Here is a 14710-nt window from a genome sequence, read left to right as displayed (position 1 = left end):
CTAGTGTCGGCCTGGACCGAACCGACACACCGGGAGCAGGAACATGGACGCACCACCGGACCACACCGCCACGGCGGTCCCGTACCACCTGATCGGCCGGGACGCCCGGTACCGGTGGTGGCGGCCGCTGGTCGAGATGCTGCTCTTCGTGGCGCTGTTCGGGGCGTTCATGCTGGCCGGCGTACTGCTGTCCCTCGCACTGGCCGCGCTCTTCGGCATCGCCTACACGGACATGACGTTCGCCGATCCGGTGTTCGACCTCGCCATGAACTTCGGCATCGTGGCGGTGGCACTGCCCGCCGTGCTGCTGACCGTGCGCTGGGCAGGTGGCCGGCGGCCGGGCTCGGTGTCCAGTGTGGCCGGTGGGCTGCGGTGGGACCGGCTGCTCGACTGCTCGCGCTGGGCCCTCCTGGCCATCGGCGCGGTGCTGGCCGTCAGTCTGGTCCAGGACGGCTGGCAGGCCGCGAAGTGGCCCGGCTGGGGCCTGTGGGCGCAGTTCCTGGTGGTCGTCGTGCTGATCGTGCCGCTGCAGGCCGCGGCGGAGGAGTACGTGTGCCGGGGCTGGCTGTTCCAGGCGATCTCGTCGTGGACCCGCTCCCCGTGGCCAGCGGCGGTGCTCACCACCGCGCTGTTCGTCGGGCTGCACGAGTACACCGACCCGCTGGTGATCGCCGACCTCGTGGTGTTCTCGCTCGCGATGTGCTGGCTGACGGTCCGCACCGGCGGGATCGAGGCCGCGATCGCGCTCCACGTCGCGAACAACGCGGTGGGCCTGCTCGTGGTGACGACCCAGGGCGTCCCGGACCTCAGCCAGGGCGGGGACTACACCGCGGCGCAGGTCCTGCCCAGCATCGCGGCCACGCTGGCCTACACGTGGTGGGTCGATCGGCGGTCTCGGAGCGTTGAAACGTTCAATTCACGACAGGAAAGCGTCCTCAATTGACAAGATAAGACAAACATACCTGTAATTGAAACGTTTTATTGACAGTCGCGCAGGGCGCGCACGACCATCGAACTCCCTGCATCGGTTCCCCTGCCGAACCAGGCCATCCCTGGACACGTCGACCCGGCGCGTCCCCTGCATCAGGGAGGCACACATGAAGATCAAGCGCGCCATCGTGGCGGGACTCGTCGCCGGCACCGCACTGGTGGCACCGGTCGCCCAGGCGGCCCCGGTGACCGACACCGCCTGGTCCTATCTGGACCGCGGCACCGGCGAGATGGTGGTCACCGTGACCACATCCGCTGAGGCACAACGGGTTCGCGCCACCGGCGGCTCCGCCCGGATCGTCAAGCACAGCGGCGCGACCCTGCGTGCCGCGACCGACGAGCTGCGCCGCACGGCCACCATCCCCGGCACGTCCTGGTCGGTCGACCCGGTCACCAACCAGGTGCGCATCACGGCCGACAGCACCGTGAAGGGCGCCGAGCTCGATCGGCTTCGCACGGCCGTCTCCCGGCTAGGGGACAAGGCGCGCCTCGAGTCCGCACCCGGCGTCATGAAGCCGTTCATCGCCGGTGGTGACTCCATCCACAACGGGCCCTGGCGCTGCTCACTCGGCTTCAACGTGGCGTCCGCGGACGGCACCGCGTACGCGCTGACCGCCGGCCACTGCACCAACATCGGCGTGGACTGGACCGGGACGAGCGGCCAGTTCCTCGGCTGGCGAGCCGGAACCTCGTTCCCCGGCAACGACTACGGCATCATCCGGTACGCCAACGGCTGGGACCGGCCCGGCGGCGTCTACATGTACAACGGCACCGTGCGCGACATCAACGGCGCGGCCGATCCCTACGTGGGCCAGGACGTGGAACGCAGCGGCAGCACGACCGGCAGGCACGGCGGTCGCGTCACCGGCCTGAACGTGACCGTGAACTACCAGGAGGGCTCCGTGTACGGCATGATCGCCACGACGGTCTGCGCCGAACCGGGCGACAGCGGTGGCGCGATGTTCGCGGGCAACACCGCACTGGGCCTCACCTCCGGCGGTAGCGGCAACTGCACGACCGGCGGCGAGACGTTCTTCCAGCCCGTCGTCGAGGCGATGCGCAACTACGGCGTCTGGGTCTACTAGCCGCCTGCTGGCTCTGGCGTCTGCAACTACCTGTACTTGCAGACGCCAAGCCACACTTCCCAGATTCCTGTCCGGTCGTCAACCCGCCGCACGGTTGACCGATGACAGATGACTGCAAGACCATGAGAGCGTTTCCACCGCAGGGAGCGTGGTCGACGTGCTCAACCTCGTGATGGCTGTTTCCCTCGTGCTGGCAGTGCTTCCCACCGCGCCGCCCAGCACCCCCGCGACGCCCGTCGCCGTGGCCGCAGTGGTGTGCGTGTTGTCCTGCGACACCGTCGACCCCTCGCGTGCCAGGCAGGAAACGTTCCCAGTGCCGGAGAAGCAGATCAACGGCAGACGGCTGGTGCTGCACGCGTCGGACCTCGACGGCATGGCGTGGGGCAGCATCGACGGCGGCGTCGCCGGGGACTCGGTGTGGCTCGACAGGTCCTGGGACGGTGGCGTGACCTGGGAAGGCCTGCTGGGCAGAGCGAGCATCCCCGGCACGTGGACGGGCACGAGAACGCTGATGTACAACGTGACCGATCCTGGCCACCACCGGCGCGGCCTCCTGCGCGCCTGCGGCGACGCCGCCGCCGTTGCCTGCACGGACTGGATCTACCCCGCGGTCTGCGACGTGACCTGCGACCGGACCGACGCGGGGCAGGCCAACGGCGACGCCCAGCCGGTGCCACCGACGATCTTGTACGGCCGGGTCATCCGGCTGCACACCGACCAGAACTCGATGGCGTGGGCGAGCATCGAATCGGGTGGCCGCGGCGACGAGGTCTGGCTGGACCGCTCGTGGGACGGCGGGGCCAGTTGGCCGGCCGGTTCGTCGCTCGGCCGGACCGCGGTGGCCGTCGGTGCGAGCACGGCGCGGACCACGATGTTCGCCACGCGGGATCCGCGCGGCCGCCACTACGGCGGGGCCGTGCGGGCCTGCGGCCGGGAAGCCGCCCATCAGGAAGGCAGCTGCACGGCGTGGGCGCGGCCCGCACCGACGCGAGCGCGCGCCGCCGCGGATGCATTGCTGTACTCCTACGACCCCTCCCCCGGCTGGTGGCCCAACAGCTGGTGGAACTCGGCGGCGACGCTCACCTCGGTGATCGACTCCGGTGTCCGCGAGTACGACTGGATCATCGCGCGCACGTTCGACGTGAACCGCGGCCGGTTCGCGGCGGGACAGCGCAGCACCGACCCGATCGACGGCGACTTCATCAGCCGGTCGATCGACGACAGCGCCTGGTGGGCCCTCGCCTGGGTGGCCGCCTACGACCGCACCGGCGACCAGCGCTACCTCGCCATGGCCTCCACCATCGCGGCGTACGTGCACCAGTTCTGGGATCCGGGCACGTGCGGCGGTGGCGTGTGGTGGGACCGGGAACGCACCTACAAGAACGCCGTCACCAGCGGGCTGTACCTGCGGCTGACCGCTTCGGTGCACCGGCGCACCCCTGGCGACTCGGTCTGGCTGCAGCGCGCCCGCACCGCCGCGAACTGGTACCTCGGCAGCGGACTGATCAACAGCGCGGGTCTGGTCAACGACGGATTGACCCGCGACTGCCGCAACAACGGCCAGATGGTCTGGAGTTACAACCAGGGGCTGGGCATCGGCGGTCTGGTCGAGGTGTGGCGGGCAACCGGCGACACCAGGTTCCTCGACGGCGCACGGCGTCTCGCCGACGCCGCGATCGCCAGTCCGCAGCTGACGCGCGGCGGGGTGCTCACCGAGTCCTGCGACATCGGCCAGAGCTCCTGTGATGACAACCAAAAGCAGTTCAAGGGCATCTTCATGCGGTACTTCGCCGACCTCACCAAGGCGACGAATTCCGCGGTGTACCAGCGGTACGCGCGTCAGCAGTCCGACTCGATCTGGGCCACCGACCGCGACGCGCTCAACCGGATCGGCCAGCGCTGGGCCGGCGGCACACCCAACCAGCAGGACTGGCGCACCCAGGCGAGCGGCCTGGGGGCGCTCATCGCCTGACCCGATCGACCGGCCGCCCACCCCTGCATCGGGAGGTCTCAATGTTGAGAGCTGCTGTGCTCACGTCCCTGCTGACGTCCACGCTCGTCGTGGCCGTGCCGTCGGAATCGGTGGCCGTCGCGCCACAGGTGGGTCAACCGACCGCGGATTGCGGCAACTACTGCGACAACCGCGATCCCGCGCTGCCACCCAGCGCGCGGCGCTCGCCTTACCGGCCGGACACCAGCGCACCGCCGCCGACCGGTGGCCCGCCGTCAACGGGAAACGCCGCGCCCTCCCCCACTGCCGTCATCTGCAACAGGTACTGCGACGCCCGCGATCCGGCCCTCGCACCGTCGAACAGGCTCGCGCAGACCGTGACCGTCGGCGGACGCCGGATCTCCCTGCACTTCAACGACACCGACGCGATGGGCTGGGCGGCGATCGCTGCTGCCGGGCAAGGCGACGAGGTGTGGCTGGACCGGTCCTTCGACGCCGGTGTCAGCTGGGGTTCCGGCTCCAGGCTCGGCAACACGGCGGTCCCGCCGGGCTTCGGCGACTGGCGCACGATGATGTTCAACGTGGACGACTGGGCCAATTTCGGCGTCGGCCTGCTGCGAGCCTGCGGACGACCGGCCGGGTCGACCGCGATCGCGTGCACCAGTTGGTATCGCACGACGTGGAACGCCGGTGAACGCCGGACAGCCGCCGCGACGGCGTTGATGGAGCGGTACAACCTCGGCAACGGCTTGTTCGACACGACCAGCTGGTGGAACTCGGCCAACGCGCTCACCGCGATCATCGACAACATCCGGGTGACCGGGATGCCCAGCTACCGCTACGTCATCGCCCGCACCTACGACCTCAACCTCCATGCGTGGCAGGGCAATTTCATCAACGACTACAACGACGACGTCGCCTGGTGGGGCCTCGCGTGGCTGGCCGCCTACGACCTGACCGGCGACAGCAGGTATCTCAACACCGCCAGGATCGGCGCGGACCACATCTTCCGGTACTGGGACTCGGTCTGCGGTGGCGGCATCTGGTGGAGTTCGAGCAGGACCTACAAGAACGCGATCGCCAACTCGCTGTACGTCCAGCTCAACGCCGCCCTGCACAACAGGATCCCCGGCGACGCCGTTTACCTGCAGCGCGCGAGGACCGGCTGGACGTGGTTCCTCAACAGCAAGATGATCAACAGCGCCAACCTGGTCAACGACGGCCTGACCTCCACCTGCGCCAACAACAACTTCACGCCGTGGAGCTACAACCAGGGCGTTCCGCTCGCCGCGCTCACGGAGCTCTACCGGGCCACCGGAGACGCGAGTCTGCTCGCCAGGGCACGCACCCTCGCCAACGCCTCGACCAGCAGCACCTTCCTCAACCCCGGCGGCATCCTGTTCGACGACGGCGGCGGCGGGGACGTCCCCTCCTTCAAGGGGATCTACGTCCGGGGCCTGGCCGCGCTCAACAGAGCACTGGCGGACCGCCCGTACACGAGCTACCTGCGCCGCCAGGCCGACACGGCCTACGCGCGCGATCGCTCCAGCGCCGACGCGTACGACCAGCCGTGGGCAGGCCCCTTCCAGCGCAGTGACGCCGCCAGGCAACACAGCGCCGTGGACCTGATGAACGCCGCCGGCTGATCTCCCGGGGTACCGCTTCAGAGTTTTCGCTCGTCTTCGAATTGAAACGTTACAACTCCTGATTGAAGGTAGTTGATGCGCACAGCAAGCTTGATGAGTGCTTTGCTGCTGGTGGGTCTCTCGACGACACCACTGCCCGTCGCGGCCCAGCCGGGCGCCCGCCCGCTGCCCGCCGCGCTCGCCGCGGTGGCCGCTCCACCCGGTGCCATCGAGGCGCTGAACCTCTCGCCGACATCCCGGACCGTGCGACCGACCGCCGTGCAGGGCACCTCGGGTTCGGTCGCCAACCCGCAGAACGTCCTGTCCGGGCAACCGACCCGGCTCTCCGGCACGAACTCGTCGATCACGCTGGACTTCGGCAAGGAGGTCGGCGGGATCGGCACGCTCTCGTTCGGCGCCACCAGCGGCGGCCAGCGGGTCGGGCTGGCGTTCACCGAGTCGTCACTCCACATCGGACGGTCCAGTGACGCCAGCAGCGGCGGCAACCCCGACGGCGCGATCTACGGAAATGCCCCGACGAACGGCACCTACGTGATGCCGGCGGCGAGACTGCGTGGCGGTTTCCGTTATATGACGGTGTTCCTGAACACTGGCGGCTGGGTCGATCTCACCGGCGTGTCGCTCAACTTCACCGCCGCACCGGGCAAGCCGAACCCCGCCGACTACGCGAACTACTTCTACTCCAGCGACAACCTGCTCAACCGGATCTGGTATGCCGGTGCGTACACGGTGCAGACCAACGTGATCGCGTCCAACCAGGGCCGGGCCTGGCCGCCACCTCCGTCCGAATGGGACAACAGCGCGACCGTCGGGGTGGGCAACTCCGTCCTCGTCGACGGCGCGAAACGGGACCGGACCGTCTGGCCGGGCGACCTCGGCATCGCGGTCCCGACCGCCTACGCGTCGATGAACGAGCTCGAAGCGACCCGCAACGCGCTGACCACCATGTACAACGTGCAGGCCGCGAACGGGGAGATCCCCTGGTCCGGCCCGCCGTTCAACCTCAAGGACTCCGACACCTACCACACGTGGACCCTGCACGGGACCTCGTTGTACTACAACTACTCCGCCGACCGGTCCTGGCTCGACTCGGTGTGGGCGCGCTACACGCGCGGGATGCAGTTCATCATCGCCAAGATCGGCGGTAGCAACCTGCTCAACGTGACCAAGACCCAGGACTGGGCGCGGGCCGGTCAGGGCGGGGAGAACATCCAGGCGAACGCGTTGCTCTACGCCGCACTGACCGGAGGCGTCACCCTCGCGAACGCCAAGGGGGACAGCGGGTTGGCGGCGACCTACGCGAACAGGGCCGCGGCGTTGAAGTCCGCGGTGAACTCCCGCCTCTGGGACGCGAACGCGGGCATGTACCGGGACAACCCGACGAGCAACCTCTATCCGCAGGACGGCAACGCGCTCGCGGTCTGGTACGGCCTGACCGACTCGGCGGCGAAGAACACCAGCATCACCCAGAAGCTCAGCACTCGGTGGAACGCCTTCGGCGCAACAACTCCCGAGTGGGGCGGCAACGTGCACCCGTTCACCGGCGGCATGGAGGTGCACGCGCCCTTCACCGCCAACAACGACTTCACCGCCCTCGCGCAGATCCGCCGGACCTGGGGTTACATGCTCGACAGCCCGATCGGCACGAAGAGCACGTTCTGGGAAGGCATCAACGCCGACGGCGGTCTGGCCTACGGCGGCTCGTTCATGAGCCTGGCCCACGGCTGGTCGAGCGGCCCGATCTCGGCACTGACGTTCCACGTGCTCGGCACCGCGCCGGAGCCCCAGGTGGGCCAGTACCGCTTCGTGCCGCACCCCGGCGACCTGACCAGTGCCGAAGGCCGCATCACGCTGCCACAGGGCCAGCTCAACGCCGCCTGGTCCCGCGACCCCGGTGCGGGCACCTACACCGCCCGGCTCACCAGCCCAGGCAACACGACGGGCCGCATCGGCGTGCCGAAACTCAACGGCGCCAACGTGTCCGTCTCGGTCAACGGGGCAGTCGTGTGGAGCAACAACACCTTCACGCCTCGGCCGGGCATCGGCGGAGCCGGTCAGGACAGCACCCACGTCTACCTCACCGGCGTGGCCCCGGGCACCTACGACGTGACGGCCACCGGGCTCGGCAACCCGACCGCTCCCCCGCTCCCCACCGCCGGCGGGCTCCCGGCCGGTTTCACCCACTGTGCCAGTGAAAGCGGCCAGTGCGTGTTCAGCGGCACCCGCAACGTCGCCTACGGCGCGGGCAGCCACACGTTCAAGACCGCGACCTCGTCGATCGCCTGCACGAACGAGGCGTTCGGTTCGGACCCGGCCGCGAACCTGCTCAAGTCCTGCTACGTCGCCCCGCTCGGCGGCCCGCCGGGATACACGGCCTGCGCGGGCGAGAACGGGACCTGTTCCATCAGCGGTTACGGCCGCAACGTCGCGTACGGCGCGAACGGTGCCTTCATCTACCGCGTGTTCAGCTCCAGCACGCCGTGCACCAACGCCGTGTTCGGCGATCCGGTCGGCGGTGTCGCGAAGTCCTGTTACGTCGCACCGGCCGGACCGCCTGCCGGAGGGTGGAGTCAGTGCGCGGGTGAAGGGGGCACCTGTCCGGCGGTGAGCGGTCAGCCGGTGGCTTTTGGGGCCTACGGCGCGTTCCGGTACGCCAACGCCACCGGAAACACCTCGTGTGCGAACGGCTCGTTCGGTGGCGATCCGATTCCTGGTGAGGCCAAGGCCTGCTACACGCGGAGTGGCAGTCCTCCCGGGTACTCCACGTCGTGTGCCGGTGAAGGGGCCACGTGTGGGTTCTCCGGGCAGCGCACGGTTGCTTTTGGTGCGCGTGGGGCGTTCGTCTATCGGACCTTCACGGGTGGAACGGCCTGCACGACCGGGGCTTTCGGCACGGATCCGTTGAACGGGGTTTCGAAGTCCTGCTATCTGACCCCGTAGTTTCGCTGGAACGAACGCCGCACCGCTGCTCGGCGGTGCGGCGTTCACTCAGGTGCTACTCGGCTGCGCGCCAGGCGAAGTAGCCGAGGCCGATGGCTCCGGCCGCCATCGGGATGCTGGTCAGCAGACCGGCCACCCCGCTGCCGGGGATGACGAAGGTCAGCACGACGGTCAGCGCGGTGATGGGCACCCACTTCGGCACGGCGTGCGAGCGGAACAGACCGACGCACTGCAGCACGGTGCCCAGCAGCACCAGTGCGGCGCCGGGAATCATCAGCGCGAAGAGGTGGCCGGTGTCGTTGTTGGCCGCCTGGACCACGGCCTCGCCGAACGCGCGGTCCACGCCGGGGTCGGTCGGGAAGTAGTAGGCTGCCGCCCAGCCCGCGACGCCCGTGGCCTGCAGTCCCCCGCCGATCCACATGAGCACGGCCCCGCAGGTCGCCCAGGTGCTGCCGCGGCGCCGGACGAGGAACATCGTCGCCAGCGCCTGCAGCGGAATGTTCAGGACCTGCATGGCCGCCAGCCCGGTCAGCAGCCCCCACCACAGGTCGCGACCGGCCACGATGTCGGCGTACGAGTAGGTCTCGCCGCCGCCGGCCGGTTCCGGCCAGTACAGCCCGCCGACGATCGCGGCGACGGACGTGACCCCCAGGACGGCCGCGAGGATGGCGACGCGTCCGCGCGTGGAGCTCGCGGCGGTGTCGTGCGCCGCGGTGATGTCGACGGACATGATCTCTGCCTTTCCGTGGGAATGTGGTTGCTCCAGACAACCGGTGGAAGGACCTGGGTCGCATCGGTGCGGGCGCGGAACCCGGTCTCAGTGCTGGCACGGAGGCCGGGTCGGCGCAGCGGCTCTACCCTGGGCCGATGAGGTGGCCGCGGTCGGTGGGACTGGGCCTGCTGGGCCTCGCCGTCGTGCTGGCGGCGGGCGGCGGCTGGCTCCTCGTCCGCATGCGGACGGGCGGCGACCTGGCTGGCGCGTTCACCGGCTTCGCGGCGCTCGGACTGGCCATGGCCGGCCTCGGCGTGGTGATCGCGTTCCGCGTCGGCGCCAACCCGGTCGGTGCCCTGCTGACCTGGACCGGCTCGATCGTGGTCTTCCTGGCCGCGCGTGACGTGTACTACCGGAGCTGGCTCGACGACCCCGCTTCGGTTCCGCTGGACTCCCGCGTGGTCGCGGTGTTCAACGAGAGCGGCTGGTGGCTGCTCGCCGCCGTCGCATTGCTGTTGCTGTACTTCCCGGACGGCACGCTGCCCGGCCGGCGGTGGTCGGTGCTGCCGCCCCTGATCGTCGCCCTCGCGCTGGCCCAGCAGGGCTTCGGGATGGTGCCGCGGGAGCCGTTCACGTCGCCGATGGAAGGGCTCGCGCACCCGTGGGGCCCACCGTCCGATGTGGCCTATGCACTCGGTTTCGCGGTGAACATCGGGCTGGTCGTGGCGTTCCTCGCGTCTGGTGTCTCGCTGGTTCTGAGGTTCCGCCGGTCCACCGGCGTCGTCCGGGCACAGCTGAAGTGGCTCGCGTTCGCGGGCCTGGCCGCCATGGCGTACCCGGTGGTGTGTCTCGCCGAGATCGTGGTCACCGGCCGAAGTGGCGTCGTAGCAACGGTTTTCGGCGTCGTGACGATCATCGCGCTGCTGTGCTCGGTGGGTGTCGCCATGCTGCGTCACGACCTCTACGACGTCGACCGCGTGCTGGCCGACGCCATCAGCTACACGATCGTGCTGCTGATCCTCGTCGGGGCGTACGCGGTGTCGGCCCTGGCCCTCGGTCTCGTGGTGGGCAAGGACTCCCCCGCCGCCGCGGCGGGTGCCACCGCGATCTGCGCCGTGCTGCTCGCGCCGGTGCGCAAGCGCCTGCAACGACTGGTGGACCGGCGGCTCTTCCCGCGAACGAAAGCGGCCCTGCAGGCTGTCGACGATCTGCAACAACGCGTGCACACACAGGCAGCCCAGCCGGAAGAGCTGGAGTCGGTGCTGCGCACGGCATTGAGGGATCCCGCGCTGCGGGTGGGCCTGCTGCTCCCCGGCTCGGCCGGGTTCGCCGACGCGCTTGGCGCACCGGTGGCCGACACCGGCCTCGTCCCGATCACCCTCGGAGGCACGCAGATCGGCGTGCTCGCCTCGGCCACCACCACTCCGGCCGTGCTCCGGGTCGTGGCGTCCGCCGCGGCCAGCCTCGTCGAGGTGGCCCGGCTGCGCGGTGAACTGGCCACCGCCCTGCGCGAGGTAGAGGCCAGCCGCGCCCGGCTGGTCCAGGCAGGCGACGCCGAGCGGCGCCGGCTCGAACGCGACCTTCACGACGGCGCCCAGCAGCGGCTGGTGTCGCTGGGCATGGCGATGCGGCTGGCCCAGCGGCAGCTGCCCACCGGAGCGGTGGACGTGCACGCCCTGCTCGACCAGGGCGTTGCCGAACTGGCGACCGCCATCGCCGAGCTCAGGCAGATAGCGCACGGCCTGCGCCCCACCAGCCTCGACGACGGACTGCACTCCGCCCTGGCCGCGCTGACGCACAAGCTGCCGGTACCGGTGGCGCTGGAGATCATGTCCGAACCGCTGGCCGACGACATCGCGATCACCGCCTACTTCGTCGCCGCCGAGGCGATCACCAACGCCGCCAAGCACGCGCACGCCAGCGCCATCACGGTCCGGGTCACGCAGCAGGCCGACGAGGTGAACGTCTTCGTGAAGGACGACGGCTGTGGCGGCGCCGATCCGCGCGCGGGCTCTGGTCTGGCCGGGTTGGCGGACCGCGTTGCGGCGTTGGGCGGCTCGTTGCGGCTGAGCAGCCTTCCGGGCGGCGGCACGACGATCCAGGCGGTGCTGCCATGCGCATCGTGATCGGGCTCGCGGGCCCGCTTTCCCACGCCGGGCCAGCCGATCGCGTCGCGGCGCCCGGTTGCGGCACGACGATCCAGGCGGTGCTGCCATGCGCATCGTGATCGGGCTCGCGGGCCCGCTTTCCCACGCCGGGCCAGCCGACCGCGTCGCGGCGCCCGGTTGCGGCACGACGATCCAGGCGGTGCTGCCATGCGCATCGTGATCGGCGAAGACTCCGCACTGTTCCGCGAAGGCCTGGCCAGCCTCCTTTCCCACGCCGGCCACGACATCGTGGGCCGTGCCGCCGACGCCGAAACCCTGGTGGCCGTCGTGGCGCAGGCCGAGCCCGACCTCGCGATCGTCGACGTCCGGATGCCTCCCGACCTCAGCGACGACGGCGCCCGCGCGGCCCGCCGGATCCGGTCCGCCCAGCCCGGGGTCGCGATCCTGCTGCTCTCCCAGCACATCGAGACGCGGCACTCCGTCGAGCTCGTCAGCCAGGGCGGGTTCGGCTACCTGCTCAAGGACCGCGTGCTCGACGTCGACGACTTCCTCGAGTCGATCACACGCGTCGCCGCAGGCGGGTCGGCCCTCGATCCCGAGGTGGTGGGCCGGCTTCTCGGCCGGCCCGCCACCGGGGCGCTCACCCCGCGCGAACGCGAGGTGCTCGGACTCATGGCCGAGGGCTGCACGAACGTCGGGATCGCGCGGAGGCTCTGGCTCACCGATCGCACCGTCGAGACCCACGTCGGCAACATCATGGCCAAGCTGGGTCTGGCCGCCAACGTCGAGGAGCACCGCCGGGTGCTGGCCGTGCTGACCTACCTCGCCGAGTACAGCTAGGGGTCAGCACGGCCGAACCCGGTCAGGGAGTCAGGTTGAGGCTCCACGTGTCGAGCGTCCCGACATCGGCCTGCGCGACATCCTGCACGCGCAGCTTCCACGTGCCGTTGGCGGTCTCGCTGGACACGTCGACGGTGTACGTGGTGTCGATGTTGTCGGTACTGCCACCGGTGCGGTTGTGCAGCGTGTACGCCGTGCCGTCCGGCGCGATCAGGGCAACCGTCAGGTCACCGATGTACGGATGCACGATCTTCACCGCCACCGCGGCACGGTTCGACGGCGCCGTGGGGCACCCGTTGATCACCACGTCGCTGTCGACCGCGGCACCGGCGTCCGGAATGGCGACGTCGTTCGGGTTCGTGCCGTTGCAGCTGCCGGTACCGCCGCCGGTGACGGTCAGCGTGTAGGTCGCGGTGTGCGTCACCGCGCCGGTCGCGGTGATCGTGACCGGGTAGGTGCCGTTGATGACCGACGCCGTGGTGCTGATCGTCAGCGTCGAGTTCGAGCCGGTGGTCACCGACGCGGGGTTGAACGAAGCCGTTGCGCCGGAAGGCAGACCCGACGCCGACAGCTGCACGGTCTGCGGCTGGCCGGTCACGGTCTGGGTCTGCACGGTGGTGTTCACCGACGAACCCGCCGCCACCGAACCGGACGCAGGCGACACGGCCACGGAGAAGTCAGCCGACGGCGTGCTCGTGACGGCCGACTTCCAGAGGGTGTAGGCGATACCGTCGACCGCGCGGTTGAGGTGCGTGTCGCTGATGTTGGCCGTGGTGTCGCAGGACTGGTGGTAGCACGGGTCGAAGGCGCCGCCCGACGTACCGCCCCACTTCGTCGCCTGAGCCGCGGTCTTCCTGGCGCTCGCACCCATGGCGTAGCCGGACGCCGGGATGCTCGCGTTGGTGAAGGACGCGTCGTCCGAACGGTTGCGGCCCTCGGTGTTCTCCTCCGGCTGCAGGCCAAGGGAATCCCAGTAGGCCTTCATGTGCGTCGACTGCGCGGCGGTGATGTTGTTGATGAAGTAGCCGCCGTTGACCGAGCCGATCATGTCGAAGTTGTGGTAGGTCTTGATCTTCGTGCGTTCAGCGGCCGGCAGCTGCGAGACGTAGAAGCGCGAGCCGTTGAGGCCCTGCTCCTCGTCGGTCCACCAGCCGAAGCGGACCTTGTTCAGCATCGTCGGGTTCGTCCTGGCGAGCACGAGCGCGGTCTCGAGCAACGCGCCCGAGCCGGAGCCGTTGTCGTTGATGCCGGGACCGGCGGACACACCGTCGAGGTGAGAACCGAACATGTAGACGTTGTTCGCGTTGCCGCCGGGCCATTCCGCGATCACGTTCGGGCCGGCGCCGCTGGTGCAGCCCGAGGTGCAGGGCTGCTCGGTCACGGTGAAGCCCGCCGCGGTGAGCTTGTCCTTCACGTAGGTCACCGACGCGCGGTACCCGGCCGTGGTGGAGCGGCGGTTGCCACCGTTCTGCGAGGCGATCGTCCCGAACGCGGCCAGGTGCTGCTTGACCGCCGCGATGTCGATGTCGGGGATCTGCACCCCGCCGCCGGTGGTGACGGTCAGCGTGTAGGTCGCGGTCTTGGCCGTGGCACCGGCCGCCCGCACGGTCACCGGGTAGGTGCCCGCGGCGACCGACGACGTCGTGCTGATCGTCAGCGTCGAGTTCGACCCGGTGGTCACCGAGGCGGGGTTGAACGACGCCGTCGCACCGGCGGGCAGGCCGCTGGCGGTCAGCTGCACGGTTTGCGCCTGGCCGCTCGTGGTCTGCGTCTGCACGGTCGTGGTCGCGGACGATCCCGCGGCCACCGAACCGGAGGTCGGCGACACGGCCACGGAGAAGTCGTTCGCCGGAGTTCCCGTGCCGAGGTTGAGCGACCAGGAGTCGATGCGGCCGACGTCGTTGGCCGCGTTGTCGTTGACCCGCAGCTTCCACGTGCCGTTCGAGGTCTCGCTCGAGAGGTTGACGGTGTAGGTCTGGTCGATGTTGTCGGCGGAGCCGCCGGTGTGGTTGTGCAGGGTGTAGGCCGAGCCGTCCGGCGCGATCAGGCTGACGGCGAGATCACCGATGTAGGTGTGGACGATCTTCACCGGCACCGTGCTGGTGGCGGACGGAGCCGAGGCGCACTCGGAGATGGTGATCGGTGATTCGACGGTGGTGTTGTCGCCGATCGCCACGTCGGTGTCACTGGTGCCGGAGCATCCCGCGGCAAGGTTCGCGGGAGGCTGGGACGCTGCGGCGGCAGGGACGACCATCGCCACCGCGACCAGGGTTGCCAGTGCAGCAGAGAGCAGGGGTCTTCTTCGCACCGTGGGGCTCCTTCGCAGGGATTGCAGGGTCTGGCCCCGGCACCCTGGGTGCTCCAGAACGCCGAGGCCGTCGCGGCGAACGTAACCCCGGCGCACGGGATCGACATCCAGTCGTTCGGATGGTTTGTCA

The 14710-nt window shown here is 69.7% G+C and carries 9 protein-coding genes; 7 read left to right on the top strand and 2 right to left on the bottom strand.

Annotated elements, in window-relative coordinates:
• Positions 1-43: 43 nt before the first annotated feature.
• From ACIA8G_RS12840 to ACIA8G_RS12820, 5 genes are all read left to right on the top strand, one after another.
• Positions 44-943 (top strand): lysostaphin resistance A-like protein, encoded by a 900-nt coding sequence (locus tag ACIA8G_RS12840; RefSeq protein ID WP_396418554.1) that lies wholly within the window; start codon positions 44-46, stop codon positions 941-943.
• A gap of 154 nt (positions 944-1097) precedes the next feature.
• A complete protein-coding gene (locus ACIA8G_RS12835; RefSeq protein ID WP_396418553.1) occupies positions 1098-2075 on the top strand; it encodes a S1 family peptidase in 978 nt (325 codons plus the stop codon).
• Between the two features lie 157 nt (positions 2076-2232).
• Positions 2233-4047: a glycoside hydrolase family 76 protein gene (locus ACIA8G_RS12830; protein ID WP_396418552.1), complete on the top strand. Its 1815-nt coding sequence runs from the start codon at positions 2233-2235 to the stop codon at positions 4045-4047.
• Positions 4048-4088: 41 nt separating this feature from the next.
• Entirely contained in the window at positions 4089-5672 is a 1584-nt protein-coding gene (locus ACIA8G_RS12825; RefSeq protein WP_396418551.1) for a glycoside hydrolase family 76 protein, read from the top strand.
• 93 nt (positions 5673-5765) lie between these two features.
• Complete coding sequence (locus ACIA8G_RS12820; protein ID WP_396418550.1) at positions 5766-8612, top strand: MGH1-like glycoside hydrolase domain-containing protein; 2847 nt, start codon at positions 5766-5768, stop codon at positions 8610-8612.
• Positions 8613-8667: 55 nt separating this feature from the next.
• Here ACIA8G_RS12820 and ACIA8G_RS12815 read toward each other — a convergent pair whose 3' ends face one another.
• The gene (locus ACIA8G_RS12815) at positions 8668-9342 is read right to left on the bottom strand and encodes a hypothetical protein (RefSeq protein ID WP_396418549.1); all 675 of its coding nucleotides are present in this window, start codon (positions 9340-9342) and stop codon (positions 8668-8670) included.
• Positions 9343-9479: 137 nt separating this feature from the next.
• Between ACIA8G_RS12815 and ACIA8G_RS12810 the strand changes: the two genes are divergently transcribed.
• Together ACIA8G_RS12810 and ACIA8G_RS12805 are read left to right on the top strand one after the other, a co-directional pair.
• The gene (locus tag ACIA8G_RS12810) at positions 9480-11450 is read left to right on the top strand and encodes a sensor histidine kinase (RefSeq protein WP_396418548.1); all 1971 of its coding nucleotides are present in this window, start codon (positions 9480-9482) and stop codon (positions 11448-11450) included.
• A gap of 189 nt (positions 11451-11639) precedes the next feature.
• Entirely contained in the window at positions 11640-12272 is a 633-nt protein-coding gene (locus tag ACIA8G_RS12805; protein ID WP_396418547.1) for a response regulator transcription factor, read from the top strand.
• Positions 12273-12294: 22 nt separating this feature from the next.
• On the opposite strand, the gene ACIA8G_RS12800 is transcribed toward ACIA8G_RS12805, so the two are convergent.
• Entirely contained in the window at positions 12295-14580 is a 2286-nt protein-coding gene (locus ACIA8G_RS12800; protein ID WP_396418545.1) for a proprotein convertase P-domain-containing protein, read from the bottom strand.
• Between the last annotated feature and the right edge of the window lie 130 nt (positions 14581-14710).

This window comes from Lentzea sp. NPDC051213 (assembly GCF_044455585.1).
GTDB lineage: Bacteria > Actinomycetota > Actinomycetes > Mycobacteriales > Pseudonocardiaceae > Lentzea.
The sequence above is the reverse complement of the archived record's forward strand: the minus strand, read 5'-3'. Positions and strand labels throughout refer to the sequence as shown.